This is a genomic window from Natronorubrum tibetense GA33 (assembly GCF_000383975.1).
Classification (GTDB): Archaea; Halobacteriota; Halobacteria; order Halobacteriales; family Natrialbaceae; genus Natronorubrum; species Natronorubrum tibetense.
Map to the genome: position 1 here is coordinate 26,509 of NZ_KB913019.1, position 24,527 is coordinate 51,035.

At 63.5% G+C, this 24,527-nt stretch carries 20 protein-coding genes; 5 read left to right on the forward strand and 15 right to left on the reverse strand.

Translation table 11 applies throughout. The features are described 5' to 3' along the window. Nucleotides 1-22: 22 nt before the first annotated feature. The 9 genes from NATTI_RS0122120 to NATTI_RS0122160 form a co-directional block, all read right to left on the reverse strand. Nucleotides 23-367 (reverse strand): hypothetical protein, encoded by a 345-nt coding sequence (locus NATTI_RS0122120; protein WP_027119265.1) that lies wholly within the window; start codon nt 365-367, stop codon nt 23-25. A gap of 86 nt (nt 368-453) precedes the next feature. Continuing rightward, on the reverse strand, nt 454-972 hold the full coding sequence (locus NATTI_RS0122125) for a DUF7342 family protein (RefSeq protein WP_006091146.1): 519 nt from the start codon (nt 970-972) through the stop codon (nt 454-456). A gap of 229 nt (nt 973-1,201) precedes the next feature. Beyond that, nucleotides 1,202-2,548: a D-alanyl-D-alanine carboxypeptidase/D-alanyl-D-alanine endopeptidase gene (gene dacB, locus NATTI_RS0122130; protein WP_019992167.1), complete on the reverse strand. Its 1,347-nt coding sequence runs from the start codon at nt 2,546-2,548 to the stop codon at nt 1,202-1,204. Next, the gene (locus tag NATTI_RS0122135; RefSeq protein WP_006091148.1) at nt 2,538-3,845 is read right to left on the reverse strand and encodes an ABC transporter ATP-binding protein; all 1,308 of its coding nucleotides are present in this window, start codon (nt 3,843-3,845) and stop codon (nt 2,538-2,540) included. The genes dacB and NATTI_RS0122135 overlap by 11 nt, the downstream gene beginning before the upstream one ends. 99 nt (nt 3,846-3,944) lie before the next feature. Next, nucleotides 3,945-4,997 carry an ABC transporter ATP-binding protein gene (locus NATTI_RS0122140; protein ID WP_006091149.1) on the reverse strand — a complete coding sequence of 351 codons (1,053 nt, stop codon included), beginning with the start codon at nt 4,995-4,997 and terminating at the stop codon, nt 3,945-3,947. After that, a complete protein-coding gene (locus NATTI_RS0122145; protein ID WP_006091150.1) occupies nt 4,994-6,058 on the reverse strand; it encodes an ABC transporter permease in 1,065 nt (354 codons plus the stop codon). Before NATTI_RS0122145 ends, NATTI_RS0122140 begins: the two co-directional genes overlap by 4 nt. Nucleotides 6,059-6,115: 57 nt before the next feature. Next, the gene (locus NATTI_RS0122150; RefSeq protein ID WP_006091151.1) at nt 6,116-7,066 is read right to left on the reverse strand and encodes an ABC transporter permease; all 951 of its coding nucleotides are present in this window, start codon (nt 7,064-7,066) and stop codon (nt 6,116-6,118) included. A 42-nt stretch (nt 7,067-7,108) separates the two neighbouring features. Then, nucleotides 7,109-8,773 (reverse strand): ABC transporter substrate-binding protein, encoded by a 1,665-nt coding sequence (locus tag NATTI_RS0122155; RefSeq protein ID WP_027119266.1) that lies wholly within the window; start codon nt 8,771-8,773, stop codon nt 7,109-7,111. A gap of 90 nt (nt 8,774-8,863) precedes the next feature. Then, nucleotides 8,864-9,451: a hypothetical protein gene (locus NATTI_RS0122160; RefSeq protein ID WP_152423966.1), complete on the reverse strand. Its 588-nt coding sequence runs from the start codon at nt 9,449-9,451 to the stop codon at nt 8,864-8,866. Between the two features lie 106 nt (nt 9,452-9,557). Here NATTI_RS0122160 and NATTI_RS0122165 point away from each other — a divergent pair, with 106 nt between their 5' ends. Then, nucleotides 9,558-10,676 (forward strand): M42 family metallopeptidase, encoded by a 1,119-nt coding sequence (locus tag NATTI_RS0122165; protein ID WP_006091154.1) that lies wholly within the window; start codon nt 9,558-9,560, stop codon nt 10,674-10,676. 171 nt (nt 10,677-10,847) lie between these two features. Here the strand turns inward: NATTI_RS0122165 and NATTI_RS0122170 are convergent, their stop codons facing one another. Beyond that, on the reverse strand, nt 10,848-12,383 hold the full coding sequence (locus NATTI_RS0122170; RefSeq protein ID WP_006091155.1) for an aldehyde dehydrogenase family protein: 1,536 nt from the start codon (nt 12,381-12,383) through the stop codon (nt 10,848-10,850). 475 nt (nt 12,384-12,858) lie between these two features. On the opposite strand from NATTI_RS0122170, the gene NATTI_RS0122175 reads away from it, so the two are divergent. Beyond that, the gene (locus NATTI_RS0122175; RefSeq protein WP_006091156.1) at nt 12,859-14,250 is read left to right on the forward strand and encodes an ATP-binding protein; all 1,392 of its coding nucleotides are present in this window, start codon (nt 12,859-12,861) and stop codon (nt 14,248-14,250) included. 32 nt (nt 14,251-14,282) lie between these two features. Here the strand turns inward: NATTI_RS0122175 and NATTI_RS0122180 are convergent, their stop codons facing one another. Next, nucleotides 14,283-15,440: an MFS transporter gene (locus NATTI_RS0122180; protein WP_027119267.1), complete on the reverse strand. Its 1,158-nt coding sequence runs from the start codon at nt 15,438-15,440 to the stop codon at nt 14,283-14,285. 79 nt (nt 15,441-15,519) lie between these two features. Then, complete coding sequence (locus tag NATTI_RS0122185) at nt 15,520-16,692, reverse strand: MFS transporter (protein WP_006091158.1); 1,173 nt, start codon at nt 16,690-16,692, stop codon at nt 15,520-15,522. A gap of 239 nt (nt 16,693-16,931) precedes the next feature. Between NATTI_RS0122185 and NATTI_RS0122190 the strand changes: the two genes are divergently transcribed. After that, nucleotides 16,932-17,855 carry a CoA transferase subunit A gene (locus tag NATTI_RS0122190; RefSeq protein WP_275040242.1) on the forward strand — a complete coding sequence of 308 codons (924 nt, stop codon included), beginning with the start codon at nt 16,932-16,934 and terminating at the stop codon, nt 17,853-17,855. Next, nucleotides 17,855-18,676 carry a CoA-transferase subunit beta gene (locus NATTI_RS0122195; RefSeq protein ID WP_006091160.1) on the forward strand — a complete coding sequence of 274 codons (822 nt, stop codon included), beginning with the start codon at nt 17,855-17,857 and terminating at the stop codon, nt 18,674-18,676. Before NATTI_RS0122190 ends, NATTI_RS0122195 begins: the two co-directional genes overlap by 1 nt. A 120-nt stretch (nt 18,677-18,796) precedes the next feature. On the opposite strand, the gene NATTI_RS0122200 is transcribed toward NATTI_RS0122195, so the two are convergent. The 3 genes from NATTI_RS0122200 to NATTI_RS0122210 form a co-directional block, all read right to left on the reverse strand. Further along, nucleotides 18,797-20,158 carry an aminotransferase family protein gene (locus NATTI_RS0122200; RefSeq protein ID WP_006091161.1) on the reverse strand — a complete coding sequence of 454 codons (1,362 nt, stop codon included), beginning with the start codon at nt 20,156-20,158 and terminating at the stop codon, nt 18,797-18,799. Between the two features lie 285 nt (nt 20,159-20,443). Further along, entirely contained in the window at nt 20,444-22,273 is a 1,830-nt protein-coding gene (locus NATTI_RS0122205) for an aldehyde ferredoxin oxidoreductase family protein (RefSeq protein ID WP_019992171.1), read from the reverse strand. A gap of 169 nt (nt 22,274-22,442) precedes the next feature. Further along, nucleotides 22,443-22,715, reverse strand: coding sequence for a ubiquitin-like small modifier protein 1 (locus tag NATTI_RS0122210; RefSeq protein WP_006091163.1), 273 nt, complete (start codon nt 22,713-22,715; stop codon nt 22,443-22,445). 248 nt (nt 22,716-22,963) lie between these two features. On the opposite strand from NATTI_RS0122210, the gene NATTI_RS0122220 reads away from it, so the two are divergent. After that, nucleotides 22,964-24,478, forward strand: a complete 1,515-nt coding sequence (locus NATTI_RS0122220) for an aldehyde dehydrogenase family protein (RefSeq protein ID WP_006091164.1) — start codon at nt 22,964-22,966, stop codon at nt 24,476-24,478. The last annotated feature ends 49 nt before the right edge of the window (nt 24,479-24,527 follow it).

Genomic DNA, 24,527 nt, shown 5'->3' on the forward strand with positions numbered 1-24,527 from the left:
CGTTTTTAAGCGCGGGCGGATGTCAATATTGGCCCCATAGCGTCTCGAGACGCTCCTCGATGCGATCGAGGACGAGACGGCTCACGCCGCGGTGGTCGTCCGGCCATCGAGCGTTCTCCGCGTCGATACGGCTAGCGGCCGGCGGCGGATGGAAGTGGTCTCGCGAGTTGTGGGCGTTCGGATGCCGGTCCCATCGACATTTCCACGCACCGTCCGGCCGTTCCTCCTGGTAGTGAAAGTTGAAGTCGTCGTTGCGGTACCAACGAACCTCGAAGCGAGCGGACGCCTCATTCGGGAAGTAGTCGTCGGACAGTTCGACACGGAGGTGTCGTTTCCCGTCCTCGACGATAGTCGCCGATTCGAACATCCGACGCCCGGCGAACCGGGACCGCATCCGCTCTAACACCGACCGGTCTATCGGTGCGGGGCTCGCACCGTCGTCCGTCGGCACCATCAGCTATGCGACGGAGCCGTCGAACCGGCGGCCTTTCTCCGGGCACGTTCGTGAAGGCGACGCTCCTCGAGGACGGTAGCCCAGTCGCCGAGTTCCACGTACACGTCGTCGACTCGCTCCGCGTCGAACTCGAGGACATTGACCTCAGCGGGCGAGTCGACGGCGTATTCGTCGCGATACGCCTCGATCTGACCGGTCAACTCCGACACGCGGGCCTGCAACTCGTCGACAGTGTTCTCCCGCGCTAGCTCGTTCACCCGCCGCCACTCGAAGTAGTCGTCGTTGCGCTCGTACCTGACCGGGCGGCCCTCGTGCCGAATGACGATACCGAGGTCGGCGTAGAAAGACAGGTGTGTCCGTGCCGACGCTTCCGAGCAGTCCGCCCGCTCGGCGAGTTCGGCGGCCGTCATCGGCTTTCGAGCGTGCAACACCGCACCGTACACGCGCTGCTTCGTGTCCTCGTCTTCGAAGGGTCTATCGAACGGGGGCGGGCCATCCCGGCGGGCCTCGTCTGTCATACTCCCACTAACGAGACTAGCACATATATTTCTTCCCTCGGGGAAAATATATCTTCCACGGTCACGGGTACCCGCCGTACGCTCCACCTTCATGTACGTTCAACCCCGATTCGATCCGTACTGCTCGCTGGGGTTCGCATTCGTGGTCACGAGTACAAAATAGCCAAGCTAGCTTCCGGTCGCGTTCCGCCGTTCTCGAAAGTGGACGGTCAGTCTCGCATGGGGGCTGCTACTCGAGATCAGTCGCCGCGACAATTTCTCCGACCAGTTCGTCGATCCGATCCGTCGCCGTCGCCTCGAGGTCGCCGGTGAGATTCGAGAGGAGACAGGAGAAAACGACTGCAGGCTCGCCGCCCGGATCCTCGACGTAACCTGACAGGGTCCGAACGCCGGTCAGCGTCCCCGTCTTCGCTCTGACCGGCGCCGAGATGTCAGTAAGTCGGTTCTCGACAGTTCCCTCGACGCCAGCGAGCGGCAGTGACTGGCGGTACTGCTCGCTCCAGGGTTGCTCGAGGACCCACTCGAGGACGGCGCTCACGCTCGCGGCGGACAGAAGGTTGTATCGCGATAGCCCCGAACCGTCGCGGAGTCGGACGGCGTCAGCGCCGCGGTCAGCGAGAAACGCGTCCGCGTGCTCCTCCCAGATTCCCCACGACCCCTTCCCCTCGAGTTCGAGTGCGACCGTCCGGGCGAGCTGTTCGGCGACGAAGTTGTCCGAACTGACGAGCATATCCCGCACCAGCGTCGACAGCGGTGCCGACTCGACGGTCGCACACGGGAGCCCGTCCGTTTCGACGGGGTCGTTTTCGATTCGCGTCCAGCCGTCGATATCGATCTCGTTCGCCTCGAGGGCGTCCTGCAGGAGCGAACTGGCGTGCATCATCGGGTCGTCGACGGGACTGGCTTCGACCGCCGTCTCGCCCGGCGGTATTTCTCCTTCGACACGGATGATCTCCGAGGCGCGTTTCTTGTATACCTCGAGTCGTTCGCTCGGGCCCGTCTCGACATCGGATTCGATCCGCACGATTTCGGAGGTCGGCGACGCGTCCACCGTCACCGAATCGGTGCGGTGGCTGACGGTGATGTCGACCGTGTTTCGCTCGACCGCCAGCGGCGTGCTCTTGGCGCCGTAGGCGAACTGGCCGTCGTCCCACGTCCAGCCCGGGCCGAGCGACTCGCGATCGAACGCCGAGGTGTCGACGACGAGTTCGCCGGCGACGGTATCGATCCCCGACCCGGCGACCCCATCGGCGAGCGTCATCAGATCCGCCTGCGAGAGATCCGGCGCGCCGCGTCCCGTCAGGACGAGGTCGCCGAGCAGATGGCCGTCTTTGATCTCGCCGACCGCGTGAAGCGTCGTCTCGAACCGGTAAGCCGGACCGAGTTCGGCAAACGCTCGCGCCGCCGTAACGAGTTTCGCGTTCGAGGCCGGCAACAGCGGCACCTCGGGATTAATCGCGACGATCGGCTCGTCCGTCCGTAGATCGACGGCGTAGACGCTCGCACTGATCCGGTCCAGCGCCGGCAGCACCGACTCGACGCGGGTCCGCGTATGGGTCCGTCCTTCAAGGCTCACGAGTCTCACCCCGCTCGTCGATCTCGAGGTGACAGGCGGCGACGCGATCGGGAGCCGTCGACTCGAGTGCCGGCGCAGCCGACTGGCAGATCGACTCGTGGGCTTCGAGCGTCTCTCGAGCGGTCGCCCACTCGCCCTCGAGTGCGCGTTCGGCCGCCCGTTCGGCGTCCCCGCGCGCTGCGGACGGGATGCCGTCGGAATCGCCGAAGTAGGCGTCGACGACGGCGTTCGGCTCGTCCGCGTCGGCGTCGATCGTTCGCTCGCGGACATCGGCGAGAAGCTGATCGTAGGCCTCGTACCCATCTCTGCTGAAGCCGTCCGGGAGGATGAAATCGGGACAGCGGGTGTGGAAGCGACAGCCCCGGGGCGGATCCGAGGCGCTCGGGACGGTGCCGCCGAGCACCGACTGGACGCCCGGCTGATCCGGATCGGGGTTCGGAACGGAGCGCAACAGCGAGCTCGTGTAGGGGTGGTGCTGGTCGGTGAACAGCTCCTCCGTCGGCGAGAGTTCGACGAACTCGCCGAGGTACATCACGGCGACCCGGTCGGCGATGTACCTGACGACGCTCAGGTCGTGCGAGATGAGCAGGTACGTCAGGCCGTACTCCTCCTGGAGGTCGTCCATCAGGTTGAGGATCTGGGCCTGCACGCTGACGTCCAGCCCGCTGACCGGCTCGTCCGCGATGACGAGATCGGGGTTGATCGACAGCGAGCGCGCGAGGTTGATCCGCTGGCGCTGGCCGCCCGAAAACTCGTGGGGATACCGGTTGTAGTACTCTCGCTTGAGCCCGACCTGCTCGAGCAACTCGAGCGAGCGCTCCTGTCGCCGGGATTTCTCCCAGCCGGCCCCCTCGAGCGGGTCCTCGATAATGTGGCCGATCTTCCGGCGGCCGTTCAGGCTTGATTGGGGGTCCTGAAACACCATCTGGGTGCGCTTTCGGAACTCGGACTCCTCGATCTCGTCCGTCCGTTCGCCGTCGAAGCGAACCTCACCGGCGGTCGGCTCCTCGAGGCCGACGATCGTTCGGGCGAGCGTGGATTTGCCGCAGCCGGATTCACCGACGACACCGAGGGTTTCCCCGGGTTCGATCGAGAAGCTCACGCCGTCGACGGCTTTCACGCTCGACTCGTCGAAGCGGACGGGAAAGCCGTCCGAGTCGCGGTCGAACCGCACCGAGGCGAAGAGCCCCGAGTGGACGGGAAAGTGTTTCTGCAGGTCGGTGACCTCGAGCAGCGGCTCTCGGCCGTCGACGCGGTCGGTTCGGTCGTCAGTGTCGCGCTGGTCGATCGTACTCATGCGTGGCTCCGTGCTGGCTCAATCATCCGCAGGTCGTCTCTCGTCCGAATCATCTGCAGGTCGTCTCTCGTCCGAATCATCCGCTGGGTTCGTCCTCTCTCAGTCATCCGCAGTACCCCCCGACTCCGCGGGGTCGGTATCCGTATCCGACTCGTGTAACGCCGGCTCCGCTCGCGAGACGGTCTCGTCGTAGAGGAGACAGGCGACCTCGTGCGAATCGTCCTCGCCGACGTCGTACGTCGGCGGCGTCGCCTTCGAGCAGTCGTCGAAGGCGGCCGGACACCGCGTGCGGAACCGACAGCCCGAGGGCGGCGATACCGCACTCGGCATCGTTCCGCCGATCGGATCGATCTCGTCTAACGTCTCGTCGGGCGTCACCACCGAGTTAAGCAGCGACTGCGTGTAGGGGTGTTTCGGGTTTCGGTACAGTTCGTCGTACGGCGCACACTCGACCATGTTACCGAGGTACATCACGCCGACGCGATCACACACCTCCCGGACGACGCCGAGGTCGTGCGTGACGTACACCATGCTCGTCTCGTACTTTTCCTGGATGTCGTCGAACAGGTCGAGAATGCCGGCCTGGATCGTGACGTCGAGCGCCGTGGTCGGCTCGTCGGCGATGATGAGCCGCGGGTCGCAGGCCAGCGCCATCGCGATCATCGCTCGCTGTTGCATCCCGCCGGAGTACTGGTGTGGGTACTCGTCGATCCGCTGTTCGGGATCAGGAATGCCGACGTCGTCGAGCAGTTCGATCGCCCGCGTTCGGGCCTCCTTCGGCGAACGATCCGTGTTCTCGACGATAACCTCCTCGATCTGGCTCCCGACGGTGAAGACGGGGTTGAGCGCCGACATGGCGTCCTGGAAGATGATCGAAATTTCGTTGCCGCGAATCTCCCGTCTGAGTTCGCGCTCGGAGAGGTCGGTCAGTTCGCGGCCGTCAAAGCGGATACTTCCGTCGACGACCCGTCCGGGGTCGCGAATCAGGCCCATGATACTCTTGACCGCGACGCTCTTTCCGGCACCCGACTCGCCGACGATGCCGAGCGATTCGCCGGAGTCTACTTCGAAGCTGACCCCGTCGACGGCCTGGACGATCCCGTCGGCCGTAAAGAAGTACGTCCGGAGGTCTTCGACCTCGAGGAGGCTCACGAGCGATCACCTCCCTCGGGCGCGCTCGAGCCGCCGTCCGTGCTGGCCGGCTGTCGACCACCGTCCTCGAACTCGCCGAACCCGTACTCGTGGTCGGGTTCCGTCGAGAGATCGTCGAGATCGAAGTCGTCGATCCCGACGTCTTCGACGGTCATCTTCGGGTCCATTACGTCTCGTAGTCCGTCGCCGAGCATGTTGAATCCCATGACTGTGAGGAAGATCATTATTCCGGGGAACAGCGCGACCCACCAGGCGACGAGCAGCGCCGTTCGGCCGTCCGCAAGCATCCGGCCCCAGTCGGCCGTCGGCGGCTGGACGCCGAAGCCGAGGAACGACAGCGCGGCCGCGCCGATGATGACGGTCCCCATCGAGAGGGTCCCCTGTACCACCACCGGGGCGAGCCCGTTCGGAACAATCTCGCGAAAGAGGATCGTCCGTCGCGGGAGCCCGGCGAGCTTCGCCGCCTCGACGTACTGTCGGTCGCGCAGGGAGAGCACTTCGGAGCGCATCACCCGTGCGTACGCCGGGATGCCGACGATGCCGTAGGCGATGAAGAGGTTGTAGATACTCGGGCCGAAGATCGCCATGAAGATCATCGCGAGGACGAGGCCGGGGATCGCGTACAGAACCTCGACCGTTCGCATCAGCCCGTCGTCGACGTAGCCGCCGAAGTAGGCGGAGACGGCACCGATGATGATCCCGCCGACAAAGCTGATCCCGACCGCGAGGATACCGATGGCGAGCGCCGTTCGACTCCCGTAGACGAGCCGGGACAGGATATCGCGTCCGTACCGATCGGTTCCGAGCGGGTGCTCCCTCGAGGGACCCTCGTACCGCATCGTCTGGTCCATCGCGTACGGATCCGCGTGGACCCAGGTGATAATCTGCCGATTGAAGAGGAAGCTATCGATCGTCGTGAACACCGCCATCAGCACGAGCACGGCGATGATACCGAGACCGGCGAGCGAGGTCGGACTGTGCTTGAGTTTCAGGAGCGTCGTGACGAACCCGCTTCTGGCGTCGAACTCCGCTCCTTTCACGCGACTGCCGTCCTGGCTCATCTGCCCTCACCTCGAGCGGGCGTCGGGTAGCGAACGATCGAACTCGTGGTGGGTGTGTCAGTCATATTTGATTCGTGGGTCGATGTAGGCGTAGGCGATGTCGGTGAGCACGACGCCGATCAGGAACAACGTCGAGAAGAACAGCGTCACGCCGACCGCGACGGAGTAGTCCTGGTCGATGATCGAGTCGAAGAACAGCCGTCCCAGTCCAGGGATGGCGAAGATCTCTTCGACGATGACGCTCCCGCCGAGCAGCGTCGACAGCTGAAGCCCGACGATCGTGATCAGCGGCAGCAGGGCGTTTCGGAACGAGTGACGGACCATGACCTTGCGCTCCGGAATGCCGTAGGCGCGTGCGGTCTCGACGTGTTCCGAGCGCAGCTCTTCGATCATGCTCGAGCGCGTCATCCGCATGAGCAAGGCCGTCTGTGCCGTCGCAAGCGTCAGTACGGGCATGACGAGCAGCGTTGCGGACTCGATCGGGTTGACGAACGGCGACGTGTACCCCGACGCGGGGAGGAGTCCGAGGTGGTACGTCATGACGTAGATCAGCATCAGCGCCAGCCAGAAGTTCGGCGTCGAAATGCCGGCCAGGCCGGCGAATCGAGAAACGTGGTCGCCGGCTTCGTTGTGACGGGCGGCGCCGTAGATGCCGAGCCCGATGGCGACCGGCAGCGCCACGACGTAGGACAGCCCCATCACGACGAGCGTTGGCTCCATGCGCTCCCAGATGAGGTCGGTCACCGGTCGGTTGTAGACGAACGACTGACCGAGGTCGCCCTGTGCGAGCCGCCAGAGGTGTTCAAAGTACTGTTCGTAAAGCGGCCGATCGAAGCCGTGGCTCTCGATCAGGTCGTCCGCCAGCTCCTGTCCGGGCTCCGTCCCGAGATAGAGGCGGACGGGATCGCCCGGCAGTGCGTGCATCATGACGAACGTCAGCGTCACGATGCCGAACAGGACCGGAACGAGCTGGGCGAACCGTCGGAGTGTGTATCTAAACAATCCCATCTATGGTCGAAATAGTCGTATAGTGCGTGTCTCCGTCCGCCGTTAGTTGTCGATCGTTGCCGACTGCCACTCGTTGAAGAGTTCCTGATCGCCGAACTCGCTCGGCTCGTAGCCATCGACGTCCGTGTGGACGCCGGTTACGCTCTCGGCGGAGTAGATGCCGAGAACCGGATACAGCGGCAACAGGAGCTCTGCGGCCTCGACGTAGTAATCGTAGCGCTCGTCGCGGTCGGTCGTCATTCGCGCCTCACGAACGATCTCGTCGAGTCGCTCGAGATCCTCGAGCGTGTCATCGTCGCCCCGCTCCCGAGCCCCCTCGTAGAGGTAGCCGATCGAGGAGTGACCGACGACATCGTCGCTCATCCCGCCATCGTCGTTCACGATATCCCGGAACATGTGGTAGTAGTAGCCGTCCGGGTCGTCGTTGCCGCCCCAGCCGTACGTGGTGATATCGAAATCACCGACGTCGAGGGAGTCAAGCCACTCGCCGTCGGAGACCTCGCTGACCGTGGCGTCGATACCGGCCTGTTCGAACTCGTTCTGCAAGACGGTAGCCCGTCCCGTCATCGCTTCACCCGCTCTCGTGGTGATATCGACCTCAAAATCGGTGCCGATCCCCGCCTCCTCGAACAGTTCGAGCGCGCGCTCGTGGTCCTGCTCGGGGTAGTACGCTTCCTCCCACTCGTCGGCGGGGAAGTCCCAACCGTTGACGACGCCCGGCGGCATGTGCCCCCAGTTCCGGCTCCCGAGGTCGCCCACGGCACCCGTCAGCAGATCGTCGTAGTCGACGAGGTAGTTGAGCCCTTCGCGAGCCCTGACGTCTTCGAACGGGCCCTCGAGACAGTTGACGATGAACCCCTGGAAGTCGAAGTTGTCGAGCTGGTAGACATCGATATCGTCGTCGCTCTCAGCCTGATCGACCAGCGCTTCCGTCACACCAGACTGGTGGATCGTGCCGTCAGCCAGTTCCACGTAGCCGACCTCCGTCTCGGGGATGATGCGGTACTCGAGGGCATCGAGGTCGGGTTCGCCCATGAAGTAGTCGCTGTTCGCCTCGAGTTCGACGCTGGCCGACGGATCGTGGTTGGCGAGTTCGAACGGGCCGCTCCCAACCGGGTTCTGTCCGAACTCCTCTTGGCCCATCTCTTCGGCCGCGTCCTTCGAGACGATCGCCGCGTTCATCCCCGCGAGCGTCCGCTCCATGAGCGCCGACTGATACTCGAGGTGGAGCGTGACTTCGTACTCGCCGGTCGCCTCGGCCTCGTCCAAGAACTCGACGTTCGAGAGGTTCGGCGAGTCGTTGTCCGGGTCCCGGACCCAGTTGAGCGAGTAGGCGACGTCCTCCGCGGTCAGCTGCGAGCCGTCGTGGAAGGTGACGTCGTCTCGAATATCGGCGACGAACGTCGTCTCGTCGACCTCCTCGAGTTCGCCGTCCGCGAGGTGCGGAATCGTGCCGCTGCCGTCCGGCTCCATCATGAGCAGCGAGTCGAACAGGTAGTGGGCAGCGGTGCTGTACCACGCCATCTGATTCATTCGCGGATCGAACGTCTCCACTTCGTCGGACGTCGCGATCCGGAAGGTCCCCCCGCCGTCGCCGTCGGGATCCGCGCCGATGCAACCGGCGAACAGACCGGCAGTGCCGGCAGCCGCCATTGATTTGACGAACCGCCGCCGATTCATGTCTGGTGTGCTGAGTTTATTGCGCATTGCGAACAGTCCTCACGTGTACCTCGACCTCTCTTCACTAGGGGAAAATAGCCGTTCCCTATCATACTAGAGGAGAACGGTGAACGAGAACTACGCGTGTTCGATCCTGACCGTCTGCGCCGTGTAAACACCACGTTCACGCCAGTCGTTGACCGCAAGATACACAATTAGTTCGCGGTCGCCCGGGACGGGCGACCAGCGGTCCCGGCCGTTCGCCCGCTCGCGAACCTGCCCATCCCAGTGGCCCGTGAACGTGCGACGCTCCCGCGGTCCGAACGCGAGCTGTGAGCTCGCCTCCGGCGGGTCGAATCGTCCGACGCCCGCTTCGGGGAGGTCGTCGATCGTCCACCCCCAGGGTCGGCTCGTCGGGAGGTCGAGCACGACGCTCGTCGGCAACCGATTCCTGACGTGAAATCGGAACGGGGTCTGTCGACCGACGACGATTCGGTCGGGAGCCTCGAGCGAACAGGTGAGCGCCCGATACGCGAGTCCCGTCGGAACGAGCGACCCGAGAAACCCGACGCGCGTCTCGTCGTCGGTCGTCCGATCGAGTTCCGTGCGGGCATCTCGTCGCTCGTCTCTGGGTGACATCGTCTCGGTTCGATCGACGCAAGGGGACGGTTTGGTGCTTTCGATGGGTGTTCCCTCGCGTGACGTGTACGCGATGTCGTCGCTCATCATTCGAACGAGGTCGTGTGACGTGTACGCGGTGTCGTCGCTCGTCGTTCGAGGGATCACGTGCCGCTGCCCCAAGAACTACCACCGTCGACCGAGCAGGCCACCCATGGACATCGACCGAACCGAACTGGACAGGCTCGTTGCTGCTCGGGGTGGCCCCGGCGGAGAGTATCGCGTCGCTCGCGTGTTCGAGGAGCTAATCGAGCCCCACGTCGACGAGATCTCGTGGGACGCGATGGGGAACGTGGTCGCAACGAGTTACGGCGGTGGGGAGAATGGGGACGACGGCGGCGAGAAGAACGGGGACGGCAACGAGGGGAGCGAGGAGATCATGCTCGCCGCTCACACCGACGAACTCGCGTTCCTGATCGACGGCATCACCGACGACGGGCTCTGTTCGTTCTCGATGCTCGGGGGCCACTACCGGGGCTACCTGCTCGGCCAGCACGTCCGCGTCGGCCCGGACGCCGTGCCGGGCGTCATCGGGGCGAAGCCGCGACACTTCATGAACGGCGAAGAGAAGGAGGCGCTTCCCGAGACCCTCCACATCGATCTCGGCGCGCGGAGCCGAGACGAGGTCGCGGATTTGAACGTTGAACCAGGTGATCAGGCGACCTGGGACCGCGAACTGACGGATCTCGCGAACGGCCGACTCACAGGTCGGGCGCTCGACGACCGGATCGCCCTCGCGATTCTCGTCGCCGTCGCCCGCGTCGCCGATCCCGACAGAACGGTCCACTACGTCGCGACCGTCCAGGAGGAAGTCGGTCTCCGGGGCGCGCGCGCCGCGGTGCACGAGGTCGATCCCGACGTCGCCATCGCCCTCGAGATCTTTCCGACCGACGACTACCCCACCGACGGCGAGCGAGCGGTCGACGTCGAACTCGGCTCCGGACCCGTCGTCGAACTCGGCGACGGCACCTCGGAGTACCTCTTCGGCGGTGTCCTTGTCGACAGACAGACCCTCGAGTGGCTCAAGCGAGCCGGCGAGACCGCAGACGTTCCCCTCCAGCACGACCTCATGATCGGCGGAACGACCGACGCCACGGAGTTTCAGAGCGCCGGGCGCGGCCGACACGCCGGCGCGATCGCCGTCCCCTGTCGGTACACCCACTCGCCCGTGGAGCTGATCGACCTCGCCGACGCGGAGGAGACCGCCGACGTACTCGCGGCCGCACTCGAGTCCCCGTTCCCCGACCGAACGGACGTTCGCGGTCGTCGGTAAACCGGTTCTCGACAGTTCACACCGCTGGAAGCGATCGATACCGTCTCGAGGAGAGCGGCGAGAAAGCGGTGACGGCTACGGCGCAGCAGCGACTACGGAGCAGCCCCAACTACTGACAGCCACAACACCGGATCAAAAAGAAAAACGCGGTCCCTCAGCTGTCGTCCGGGACTACGAGTCGGTCGTTGTGATGTCAGCCGACAGCCCCTGGGCCATCTCGATCTCCTTCGAGTTGTTCAGCGTCCAGGCGGTGCGTTCGGTGACGGCCTCGATAGACTCGCGGGCGCTCGGGTAGCCGTTACCGGACTTCTTCGCGCCGCCGAAGGGCAACTGGACCTCCGCGCCGATACACGGGAGGTTCGCGTACGCGAGGCCGATCTCAGCTCTGTCGCGGAATCGGTTGAGTTGCCGATAATCCTCCGACACGATCGCTCCGGAGAGCCCGTAGGGCGTGTCGTTGTGGATCTCGAGTGCACGGTCGATGTCGCCCGAGTACTCGAGGAGGGCGACGTGCGGGCCGAAACACTCCTCTTTCAGACAGCGAAGGTCGGTGTCGTACTCGATTTCGTAGACGAACGGGCCGACCCAGTGGCCCTCCTCGTGACCGTCGGGAATTTCGCTCGCATCAAGTTCGAACCGATCGACCAGCACTTCCCCGCCTTCCTGCTGGGCCAGCTCGTTGTGCTCGCGGATCTTCTCGACGTGACCCGCCTCGATAGCGGGACCCATGAAGGTGTCTTCCTCGAGCGGGTCACCCACCGCGACGTCCGCCGCGATCTCGACGAAGCGCGCTTTGAACTCGTCGTAGACATCCTCGTGGACGATGAGTCGCTCGGAGGAGACGCAGCGCTGGCCGGTCGTTTTGAAACTCGACATCACGGCCGCGTGGACGGCGATGTCCAGATCGGCCGCTTCGGTGACGATGATGCCGTTCTTGCCACCCATCTCGCAGGCCGCCAGTTTGCCGGGTTCGCCGCCGACTTTGCCCGCGATTTCGTGGCCGACCTCTGCCGAGCCCGTAAACTGGACCGTGTCCACACGGCCGTCCTCGACGATGGCGGCACCGGCGTCGCCGTAGCCCTGGACCAGGTTGAAGACGCCCTCGGGAATCCCGGCATCGTCCATCATCTCGGCAACGATCTGGGCGGTCCACGGCGTCTGTTCGGCGGGTTTCCAGACGATTGTGTTGCCCTCGACCAGCGCGATGGCCATCTGCCAGAACGGAACCGCGACGGGGAAGTTCCACGGCGTGATACAGCCGACGACGCCGCGGGGCTTGCGGCGCATGTAGGCGTCCTTCGAGGCGACTTCGCTCGGGACGACATCGCCGTGAGGGTGGCGGGCGTTCGCGGCGGCCCACTCGACCATATGCCAGGCTTCGGTCACCTCAGCCTTGCCTTCGGAGATCTCCTTCCCGCACTCTTTCGAGACGATCGCGCCGAGTTCCTCGTGGCGATCCCGCAGTTCGTGGTAGATCTCCCAGAGGTACTCCGCGCGGTCGATATAGGACAGGTCGCGCCACTCCTCGAAGGCGTCCTCAGCCGCCTCGAGGGCGGCGTCGACGTCGTCGGCCGTCCCGCGCCGGAACGTCTCGAGCGTCTCGCCCGTCGCGGGATTTTCGCTCGAGAACGTTTCGGACCCGTTCCCGTCGATCCACTCACCGTCGATGTAGTGGAGACAGTCTCCACTGGTAGCCGATTGGCTCACACCGTCCACTCCTGTCGATAGAGTATAATGGTTCCTCTTTCGGGACCGACCGAACGTCACAGTGACCGAAAATAGTTCGCGACAGAGAGAACCGTTTGGGATACGTGACTCGGCGAGTTCTCGCGTCCTGTGTATGCCCTAGTTCCCACCGTGGTTCAGAAATGACACAGTCAATTTCTTGAGCGTTACCCCCACTGAATCGGCATAGCGAAGCCTTAAAGAAGTGAAATTCGTCAAAAGTCCTCGTTTGTCGAATACTACGTTCGCCACAGAATAGATCCAGATACAGTAATATTATACGCTTCTCCCACGTTTGATGGGACACCCAGGTTTGTTTGATGAACCGCTTCGAGATCAGTCGTCCGAGAAGCGAAGATTTTCGAACAGTCCCGAGACACTCGGCCTGCTCCGCCTGTAGATTCCCACAACGCACCGAAACACACAAGTCATTATCGCGATAATCATTATTCAGAGTATGACCTTCTACGACCGGGACGACGAACTCGCGGCACTGGAGACGGCCGGTGACTCACCCGGTCACGATTTCTACGTCGTCTACGGGCGACGTCGCGTCGGAAAGACGGAACTTCTCAAAGAATTCTGCGCCGATCGCCCACATATCTATTTCCTCGCGGCTCAGGAAGCTGAACACCGTCAACGGGAGAAGTTCGTCGAGCAAATCGCCGACAGTTTCGGCGACCGCGTCCCGCGCATCGACGGCTGGGATGACGCCTTCGAGTATCTCGGAGACCGGCTCGATTCGGAACACCGCATCGTCGTCATCGACGAGTTTCCCTATCTGGTCGAAGCGAACGACTCGGTGCCGTCGTACGTCCAGGCGTTCGTCGACGAACAGCTCCGAAACACCGACTCCATGCTCGTGCTCTGTGGCTCGAGTGTGAGCACGATGGAATCCGAGGTGCTCGGCCACGAAAGTCCGTTGTACGGCCGTCGAACGGGCCAGATCGATCTCCAGCCGTTCTCGTTTCGACAGGCACGAGATGTCATTTCGTACGACATCAAAGAGGCAATACGGTCGTACTCGGTCACCGGTGGGACGCCGATGTACCTCACGCTCTTCGATTACGATCAGTCGCTCGCTGAGAACATCCAGAGACGGATCCTCTCGCCGACGGCCGTCCTCTACAACGAGCCGGAGTTCCTGTTGCGCACCGAGTTGCGAAATCCCGCGCGATACATGAGCATCCTCGAGGCGGTTGCACTGGGCCACACGACGCCGAACGAGATTTCGGGGGCTACGGGGATCGACCCGGGGCCGCTGTCGAAGTATCTGCAGACCCTCCGTCGACTCCGGCTCATCGATCGCGAGGTTCCGGTCACCGCATCCGGAAAGAAGTCCAAACGGTCCCAGTATCGCGTCGCCGACGAGTTCCTGCGCTTCTGGTTCCGATACGTCGAGCCGAACCGCTCCAGTATCGAAGAAGCACCGAGCATCGTTTTCGACGGAACTATCAAACCCGATCTCCCCTCCCACGTCGCAACCACGTTCGAGGACATCTGCCAGGAGGGAATCTGGGAAGCGATCCGACGCGGTGACATCGATCCGTACTCCGAAGTCGGCCGATGGTGGTACGGCGAAGAGGAAGTCGATATCGTCGGCCTCGCGCCCGACGACGATCGAATCCTGCTCGCGGAGTGTAAGTGGACCGCCGAACCCGTCGGATGCTCGCTCGTCGAGAGCCTTCGAACGAAGGCCGAAAGCGTCCGGTGGGGGTCGGGGACGCGGGAAGAACAGTTCGCCCTCTTCTCGAAAAGCGGGTTCGTCGATGGACTCGACGACGAAGTCGGCGATAACTGGTCGCTCGTTACGCTCGAGGATCTCGAGGCGTTCCTTGCAGCCCCGTAGAGACTGCCGTTTCGAGGAGCGCTCACACGCGCTCAACTCGGCAGACGTCCCGTTCGCTCGAGGACGACGAGACCGAGAGTCGTCGCCCCGAGGAAGAGCGCGGCACCGATGAACACCGCGTCGTAGGAGTAGCCGCCTTCGATGAAGACGCCCAGAACGAACGAGCCGAGCGCCTGCGTGAGCATCCACATGGAACTGAACACGGCGTAGGCGCTCCCCCGCGTCGAGTCCGGGAGCGTATCGAGGAGGAACGTATCCGTCGCCGGAAACAGCGCGTGGATGACAAAGCCGATGACCCCCGACATCACGATCAGTCCGAAGAGCCCGTTCACGGTCGTCAACACGAGCAAGGTCCCGGCGAACGTCCCGACGATGCCGAGCAGGTACGGAACGCGCGGCAGCCTATCAGCCAGGTCGCCGCCGAAGTAAAACGCGGGAATGCCGGCTGCGAAGACGATCGTCAACATCAGTCCGGAGGCTCGAGGCGAGAGCCCCTTCGACTGCATGTACAGCTCGTAGAAGTTGAACACGCCCTGCCAGATGAACGACGCGATGCCGACGATCGCCAGTGCGGTCACGATGATCCGCCACTCCGACAGCGCGCCGGCGACGAAGTTTCGATCCTCGATCCCCGCCCGCGGCAGTTCGGTCCGTGTCGCGGCGAGTCCCGTGTATCCCGTCACCACCGCCGCACCGACGGCGATCGCCCACAGCGAGAGTCGCCAGTCGACGAGGAGCGTAAGCACCACGAGCGGAGCGGCGATCACTGCGGCGATCTGACTGGCGGCGCCGTGAATACCGATCACGTGCCCGACGCGGTCCGGGTACAGCTCGCTCAAAAATGGGTTCGCCGAGACGAAGTAGACGCCGGAGGCGATGCCCATCAGGAAGGCACCGACCATGAGGTGGCGAACCGATGTCGCGGTCGCGGCGAACCCGGCAGAGACCGTGAGAATCGCTCCGGACCCGATCACGACGGAGTGTCTGGGAACCTTCGTCAGGAGCCACCCGGTCGGTAAGCGGGGGGCCGCACTCCCGACCCACGCGAGCGTAACGAGGAGTCCGGCGGTCGCCTCACCGATCGTGAACTCCGCGATGATGACGTCCAGCAGCGGTGCGAAGATGATTCTAGCGAGATTGAGGAGAAAGACCAGCCCACAGAGGGAGGCGAACAGTCGAGATCGAGACACGGTCACTCTTCCCAACAGGAGGTCTCAAGGCTTCCGAAATCGAATCGGTACGGATCGGGTATCCCCGACGGACTGCCTGTCAGTAGCCGAGCTCGAGCAGCCGGTTGCCGGCGAGGGCGGCGAACGTGATCGAGAACAGAACGGCGAGTATCAGAAACGACGTACCCCACCCGAACAGGTCCGCGAACAGCCCCGCGCCGACCGAGCCGGCCGAGCCCACGACGGTGTAGACCGTCCGCACGAGTCCGAAGCCCGAACCGCGTTCGGCGTGGCCGAGTTCGTCGAGAAATCGTGGATCGAGTGCCGCAAAGAAACTCGAGCCAAACCCAGCGAGAATCACGGAGGCACCGATCACGACTGTACTCGCGCCCGCGACCAGCCCGAACAGGCCGATCGCCCCGCCGAGCATCGACGCCCCAATCGCGAGGTCGCGGCCGTACCGATCGGAAAACTCGCCCAACACGAACTGCCCCACGGTTCTCACGACGAAAAACGCCGAGAAGGCCACACCGGCCTGGGTCGCCGAGTAGCGGTGGTGGTCCACGAGAAACGTCGGCAGAAACGTGAGCAGTCCCTGCACGATGAACGTCCCCAGCATGGCGATCACGAGCGTGAACGCGATCGATGGTCTCGAGACGAGTTCGACTACGGCGTCGAGTTCGAACCGCTCGCGCATCGGCTGTTCCGGCCGTCGCGGCTCGGTCGACCTAACCCGCCAGGCGAACAGCGCGAACACCGGCAGTCCGACGAGGAGCGCGAGCGCCACCGCCGGTCGCCAGCCGAACCGAACGCCGATCCACGCCGCCACGACGGGGGCGACCAGCCCGGCAAGCGGGCCACCCATCGAGTGGATGCCGACGGCTCGTCCCAGTTCGTCGTACGTCCGCGACAGCAGCGTCACCGCAACGGTGTAGTGCAGCCCTGCGACCAGTCCGAGGAGAATGGCGAAGACGACGAACGCGGCGAACACGGGTGCGAACGCGAGCAACAGACTGGCAGCCGCCGTGCCGCCGACGGCCACGAGTATGACCCGCTTTTCGCCGAATCGGTCACCGAGGACGCCGCTGGGGAACTGCGAGAGCCCGTAGGCGAGCCACATGCCCGACAGCGCGAACCCGATTTGCGTATTAGTGACGTCGAAGTCGTCGGCGATGAACGGGATGACCGGGCTGATCGCCATTCGTGCGAAGTAGGTGACAAAGAACGCGAGGAGACACAACGCGAGAACCGTCGTCCGATAGTGCCAGCGCATTCAAGCTCTACTGATCGGGTAGCCAATAGGTGCGGATATACGTGATGAAAGCGGCCGGAAGCGGACCGTTCGCTCTGGGAAGAGAACGGGGTATCGTCAGTGTCGGCGTCGAACCGCTCTCTCACCCGCTTCACCGCAAAGACTATAATGGGACCCAATATTGTTTTTGGTACAAATGTATGACCCTAAGTTTGGTCTAAGAGCAATAAATAGTGCCCATAGTGAGAGGGTGAGCAATAGTGACTGACGGTGCGAATCAGACGATAGAGATGCGAACGGCGATCGATCGCGCCGTTGACGACGGTGATTCGGTCTATCTCGCAGGGTTTACACACCTGATCCCCTTCGCGGCGGGTCACGAAATCGTCCGTCAGGGATACACCGATCTCCACCTGATCCGAGCGACGCCCGACCTGATCTACGATCAGCTGATCGCCGCTGGGTGTGCGTCCGAAGTGACGTTCTCGTGGGCCGGAAACCCCGGCGTGGGGAGCTTACGAGCCTTCCGACGGGCGGTCGAAGCAGACATCCCAAGACCGATCGAGATCAACGAGTACACCCACTTCGGCCTGACGGCACGGCTCGCGGCGGGTGCACGCGGGCTCCCGTACATGCCGGTCCGAACGTTTGCTGGATCGGACCTTCCGGAGTATACGGACGATGTCCGTACGGTCGAGAATCCGTTCGGCGACGACGAACTGTACGCCGTCCCCCCGCTATGTCCGGACGTCGCCGTCGTTCGGGCCCAGCGCAGCGACGCGGACGGCAACGCACACGTGTGGGGAATACAAGGCGAAATTCCCGAGGTCGCACTCGCCGCCGATACCGTGGTGCTGAGTGTCGAAGAAATCGTCGAAGAACAGGTCATTCGGAGCGATCCGAACCGGACCGTCGTGCCCGGATCGGCAGTCGACTACGTCGTCGAGGAGCCGTACGGCTCTCATCCGTCGTACGCACAGGGGTACTACGACCGGGACAACGAGGCCTATCTGGAGTGGAACGAGGTCTCGGAGTCGCAGGCTCGAATCGAAGCGTGGCTCGAGGAGTGGGTGCACGGCGTCGACGATCGGACGGCCTACGTCGAGAAACTCGACAGCAGCCGACTGCTCGATCTGCAACCGAACACCGAGTACGCGACACCGATCGACATGGGGCGATACTGATGACGGAAGACCGAACAACCGACGAGACCGACGGCGGCGCGGACGAGCGAGCCGGCGAATCCGACCTCGAGTACACCGCGACGGAACTCATGGTCACGACCGCGGCCAGAGAACTCCGCGACGACGAGTCTGTGCTCGTCGGCGTCGGCGTGCCGAACCTCGCCTGCAACCTGGCGAAACGAACGCATGCCCCGGACCTCCGGATGATCTACGAGTCGGGGACGATCGACTCCGACCCGTCCTCGCTACCGCTATCGATCGGCGATCCAGTCCTCGCGACCGGTGCCGTCGGCGTCGTACCAATGTTCGAGGGATTCAGCAAGTACCTGCAGGCCGGCCGGATCGACGTCGGATTCCTCGGCGGCGCACAGATCGACCGGCGAGGCAATATCAACTCGACGGTCATCGGCGACTACGAGGATCCGACGGTTCGACTGCCGGGCAGCGGCGGTGCCTGCGAAATCGCCAGTAACGCCCACCGAACGCTGGTCATCACGCCTCACCAGAAGCGACGGTTCCCCGAGGAGGTCGACTTCGTCACCAGTCCCGGCTACGTCGGCGGGCGGGAGGGCCGCGAAGAACTCGGCCTCCGCGGCGGGCCGGAAGCGATCATTACCGATCTGGCGGTTATGCGGTTCGACGAGGCCGGCGAGCTGTACGTCGATACTCTCCACCCGGACGTGTCGCGTGAAGACGTACAGGAGGCCACGGGTTGGGACCTCGCGTTTGCAGACGACGTCGGAACGACATCGATACCCACGGCGGAGGAGCTTCGACTCCTCCGCGAGGACCTAGATCCGGAAGGCGTCTACCTCGAGTAACGCGGCTCTCTTTCTCGACCGGCCTCCTCGTGGACGTTTCCATCACCCGCCATCGGCCAATTGACGTCTCGTGAGGAATCGCTCGAAAACGAGTCTCCGTGACGACGTCCCGACGACGGGTCAGTTCGAGGCGGCGTGCGGCGCGACCGATTCGGCGACGGCCTCGACCGCATCGGTCACCGCATCCGCGACGGTCTTGACCGACGATTCGCTGATCGTCAGCGGCGGCGAGAGCATGAGGTGATCGCCCTTCAGCCCGTCGACCGATCCCGATCCCGGATAGGTGTAGACGCCGCGCTCGAGCGCACGATCGTAGACGCGGCCGTTGACGTTCAGGTCGGGATCGAACGGCTCGCCGGTGTCTCGGTCGGCGACGAACTCGATCCCGATCATTGCACCGATCTGCCGGAAGTCGCCGACGATCGGGTTGTCGGCTAGGGGCTCGAGCTCCGCAGCCAGCAACTCGCCGCGTTTCCGTCCCGTTTGTAACACCGAATCCGTGTACTGGTCGATGACGTGGGCAGCGATCGCCGCCGAGAGCGGGTTTCCGCCGAAGGTGTGGCCGTGCGAGAACGACCGGCCGGTGGCGTTTTCGAACTCGTCGGCGATGTCGTCTCGAACCATCGTCGCGCTGATCGGAGCGTAGCCGCCCGACAACCCCTTGCCGAGGGTCATCATGTCCGGAACGACGTCGAAGTGCTCCATCGCGAACATCGTCCCCGTTCGGCCGAACCCGGTCATCACCTCGTCCGCAATGAAGAGGACATCGTACTCGTCACAGATGCGACGGACCTCTTCGAAATAAGCGGGATGCGGGTGAGCCGCAGGGATGCTCGCCCCCGAGACGGGCTCCGCGATGAACGCCGCGACCGTCTCCGGCCCTTCCTGCTTGATCGTCGTTTCCAGTTCCGCAGCGGCGGCGAGCGCCTGCTCCTCGGGCGTTCCCTCGTACTCCCAGCGGTAGGGGTACGCCGGCGGAAGGTGGGGCCAGCCGTGGAGCAGTGGTTCGTACTGGACACGACGGGACGTGTTGCCTGTCGCGGACAGCGCGCCGAGCGTCGCGCCGTGATACGATTGCCAGCGGCCGATGATCGTGCTCTTGTGCGGGTTCCCCGTCTCCAGGTGGTACGCTCTGGCGAGTTTGAACGCCATCTCGTTCGCTTCGCTCCCGGAGTTTACGAAGAACGCGGCGTTCAGGTCGCCGGGTGATACCGCCGCGAGCCGTTCTGCTAGCGTTTCCGGGGCCTCGTGAGAGAAGTGCGAGAGGCTGAGATAGGACAGTTCCGAGAGCTGCGCGTCAGCGACGCTCTCGACACCCTCTACGGAGTGGCCGAGGTTGACGACCGCGGCACCTGCCGCAGCGTCGACGAGTTCGCGTCCGTCTTCAGTAACGAGGAATTCGTCGTGAGCGGAGCGGATCCGGGGAAAATCCGGCTTCATTCCGCCGCCCCACTTATAAAACAGGTTCGATGTGTTGGCCATATACGACTCTAGATGGGGTATGCTAAAATAAGTGTTGCTAAAGGGGCCGAAATCAACTCTATCTCTAATTTATCGGTTTTTAATTTGGAATGGGCACAACTATAGAGCGCAGTCGAGGGGCGGCACGCGTGATATCCTCTCGAGTTGTCGCGAGAAAAGCTCGACCGTTCGCATCGTACGGGCCAATCCTCGTGATTTGGTCCCGCCGTGCGTGTCGTCGATTGCGCCTCAGTCGCCGAAAAATGCTATCCCGTCGAGACTCGCCGATCTGAGAACTGATCGGTTTCAGACTAGTTCCGCCAGTCCGATACCGGCGAGATGTTCGTCGGTCGGCCGGCCCTGTTCGTCCCAGCCGCGACGTTCGTAGTACTCCTCGAGCATCTCGGCCAGTTCGACGACCTCCCCCGCGTTGGACCCCTCCTCGTGTGCCCGTTCGGTGAACATCGACGGGAGCGTATCATCTTCCCGAGAGATGCCCTCGCGGACGTTGAACAGCCGCTTCATCGTGAAGATGCGGTCACCCAGCTCGAGGACGTCGTCTCGGTCCAGTTCGAGACCGGTCGCGAGCCCGAGAAGGTCGGCCAGCTGTGCGACGCTGATCTCCTCCGTCCCCGGCGGATAGGAGAACTTGCAGCCACACATCGAGTCGTAGACGTTGAAGAGGTTCTGCAATACGATCTCGAGTTCCGCCTTCCCCTCGGTCGCGTGGCGCGGATAGTCGTCCGAGTAGATCTCGAGGTCCGGAACGTCGTAGCCGTAGATGTCGACGTAGCCGGTGAACGCGCGCATGTGACACGCGCCGCGGTTCGACGTGGCGTAGGTGAGTCCCATCGTCTTCTGGGCGCGTGGCTCGTGCATCGGTAGCTCGAGTCCCTTGACGTGGAGGGCGTGTTCCTCGCCGTCGATCGCCGCTGCGGCTCGGACGACGCCGTCGGCGAGCACGTCGCCGAAGCCGTCTCGGTCCGCGATTCGGTGGACGAGTTCGACGATCTCCTCCTCGTTCCCCCAGTCGAGATCCATCTCGGTCTCGTCTTCATCGACGAGGCCGCGATCCTGTGCCGCGATGGCGAACGCGACGACGTGGCCGGCGCTGATCGTGTCCAACCCGTAGCGATTACAGAGTTCGTTCGCCCGGGCGATGCTCTCGAAATCGTCGTTCATGCTGAGGCTGCCGAACGACGCAAGGGTCTCGTACTCGGGGCCGCCCTGATCCGAAAGCGTGCCGAACCGCTCGCTCTCCATCGAGACGACGCGCCCGCAGGCGATGGGACACTGCCCACAGGCGTAGACGTTCGTCAGGTAGTCCTCGGACATCCGGGGACCGCTGATGTCCCACGCGCCGTCGAACTCGCCCTTCTCGAAGTACTTCGTCGGGAGGTTGTCGAACACCTCCGATTCTTCTTCGATTGCGGCTGCAGTCCCGTGGTCGCGACGGGTCTTCGTACTCGGCGTCTGGGTGACCGTCTGTGTGAGCTCGAGCGTTAGCTCCTTGTAGCCCTCCACGTCGTCGATGTGGTGGTGGGGGTCACCCGTTCCGATCACGCTGATCGCCTTGAGCTTCTTCGCACCCATCACCGCACCCATTCCGGTCCGCCCGGCGGCGCGTTTGACGTCGTTCATCACTGCGGCAAACCGGACCTGATTCTCACCCGCGCGGCCGATCGTGCTGACGACGGCGTCGTCGCCGACGTCCTTCTGGATCCGGTCGGTCGTTTCGGGAACGTCGAGCCCCCACAGGCCGCTCGCGTCGCGGAGTTCGAACTCGCCGTCCTCGACGTGTACGTACACCGGCTCGTCGGCTTCGCCTTCCACGATCACGAGGTCGACGCCGGCTCTTCGCAGCGCCGTTCCCCAGTCGCCGCCGCTGGTCGCCTCGCCGAGAATCCCCGTCAGCGGGCTGAGCGCGCTCACGGAGTGTCGACCGCTGGTCGGGGCGCGCGTGCCGGTGATCGGACCGGTCGCAAACACGAGCTTGTTCTCCGGGCCCAGCGGATCGATTCCGGGCTCGAGTTCGTCGTAGAGGATCCGAGCGGCAAGTCCGGTGCCGCCCAGATAGGTCTCGATGAGATCCTCGTCTAGCTGTTCGGTGTCGATGGTCCGGTCGGAGAGGTTCACACGAAGCGTCGTTCCAAACATTGACATGAGGCGTCTTGGCGAAAAGAGGCTGTAGCTCCACTTAACACTTATGTAGCTATGGAGACTAATTAGTGGTTGGAACGATTTAATGGCGAAATGTTAGGCCTGTAGTGGAAGATATAGTTCTAAAATAGTACCGCCCACAACGTCATCGACAGCCGCCGCTCATCGCTGCCGTGACCTGAACGGTGTCATCATCCCCGAGAACCGTGTCGATACCGTCCAGCGTCGCGAGCTTTCGCCCGTTTACGAGGACGTTGACCTCGGAGCGAAACTCGTCGCCGTCCCGCAGCGCCGGCTCGAGCTCCGGGTACTCAACGAAGAGTTCCGAGAGCACCGCATCGACGGTGTCGCCGCTCGCAGTGAGTGTTTTTTCGCCGACCGTATCGCGGACAGGTCCGTAGAGTACCACGTCGATCATCGGTTTCGATTATTGTGCGACGTACAAATATTTTCGCCGTGTATTTGAATCCGTCCAACGAGGTGGAGTTCAGTACCGCCATCGACGAGACGTTCATCGCCGTCACGTTCTTCGACATGTAGAATCGTGTTCCCGTCAAAGTATAGATTCAAAAATAAGATTTTTTACCAGTGTGATCCGTGTGTGTTGTACTGCACCAAAACTGATAAACAGTTATGGGTAATCTTCGGAAACGAGGGTTTCAGAGAATGGTTGACTACTACGACGGATCTATCGAGAAGAACCACCGCGAAGCGATCGAACAAGCGACGACGGACCGAACCTTCGCTAACTGGATCGACGGCGAGGCGGTCACTGCGTCGACTGACGAGACGTTCGAGACGATCGATCCCGCCGTCTCCGTTCCGATCACGGCCGTCCCGCGAAGCGGTGCAAGCGACGTCGACCGGGCGGTTTCCGCGGCCCGGGGCGCGATGGACGGCGAGTGGGGCGAAACGACGGCCGCCGAGCGGTCCCGGATGATCCGAGAGTGGGTCCAAACGCTTCGCGACCACGCCGACGAACTGGCGTTGCTGGAGAGTCTCGACGTCGGGAAACCACTCGCCCACGCGGCCGGAGAGATCGAGAAGGCACTCGAGTTCCTCGAGTACTACGCGTCGGTCGGTCGCGCACAGGAGGGGACGCAGGTCCCCGTCTCGGAGAATTCCCACGTCTACACTCGCCGGGAACCGTACGGCGTCGTCGGCGCGGTCGTGCCGTGGAACTTCCCGCTCGTGCTCGCGTCGTGGAAACTCGGGCCGGCGCTCGCCGCCGGAAACGCGGTCGTCCTCAAGCCGGCCGAGGACAGCCCGCTCACGGCGACCCGCGTCGCACAACTGTCGAAAGACATCTTCCCCGACGGCGTGCTCAACGTCGTCCACGGCTACGGCGAAGAGAGCGGTGCGCCGCTGACGGCCCACGAGGACGTGGACAAGCTCTCCTTTACCGGCGAAGACGTAACCGGCGAAGCGGTGATGGAAAGTGCTGCCAGCAACATCACGCCAGTCACGCTCGAACTCGGCGGCAAATCGCCGTTCGTCGTCTTCCCCGACGCCGACCTCGAGCAGGCCGTCGAAACCGTCGCCGGCGGTATCTTCTACAACACCGGCCAGTCCTGTGACGCGCCCTCTCGAGTGCTCGTCCACGAGGACGTCCACGAGGAGTTCGTCGACCGATTGGTCGAGGCGGCCGAGTCCTACGAGATCGGCGACCCGCTCGTCGAGGGGACGACGCTTGGGCCGCTCGCCTCGCAGGCCCAGTATGATAAAGTGACGGGCTACGTCGAGACTGGACGGGACGAGGGGGCGACGCTCGTGGCCGGCGGGGACCAGCCCGGAGGCGACCTCGAGGACGGCTGGTTCGTCGAACCGACAGTTTTCGACGACGTGGACAACGACATGCGGATCGCCCGCGAGGAAATCTTCGGCCCCGTCGAGACGATCAACACCTTTTCGACGTACGAGGAGGCGATCGAGATCGCCAACGACACCGAGTTCGGGCTCGCGGCCGGTATCGCGACCACGGACACCGACCTCGCCCACCGGGCAGCCGCGGACCTCGAGGCCGGCAGCGTCTGGGTTAACACCTACGGCTCGACGGTCACCGGCGGCCCGTTCGGCGGCTACAAGCGCTCGGGTATCGGCCGCGAGTGCGGTCAAGATGCTCTCGAGTACTACACGCAGACCAAGACGGTGAACGTCGAACTCGGCGATCCGTCGCTGTAACGTCGTCGCCGACCATTGTCGGTCCGCCGCTGTAGTGTCGAAGTGATCG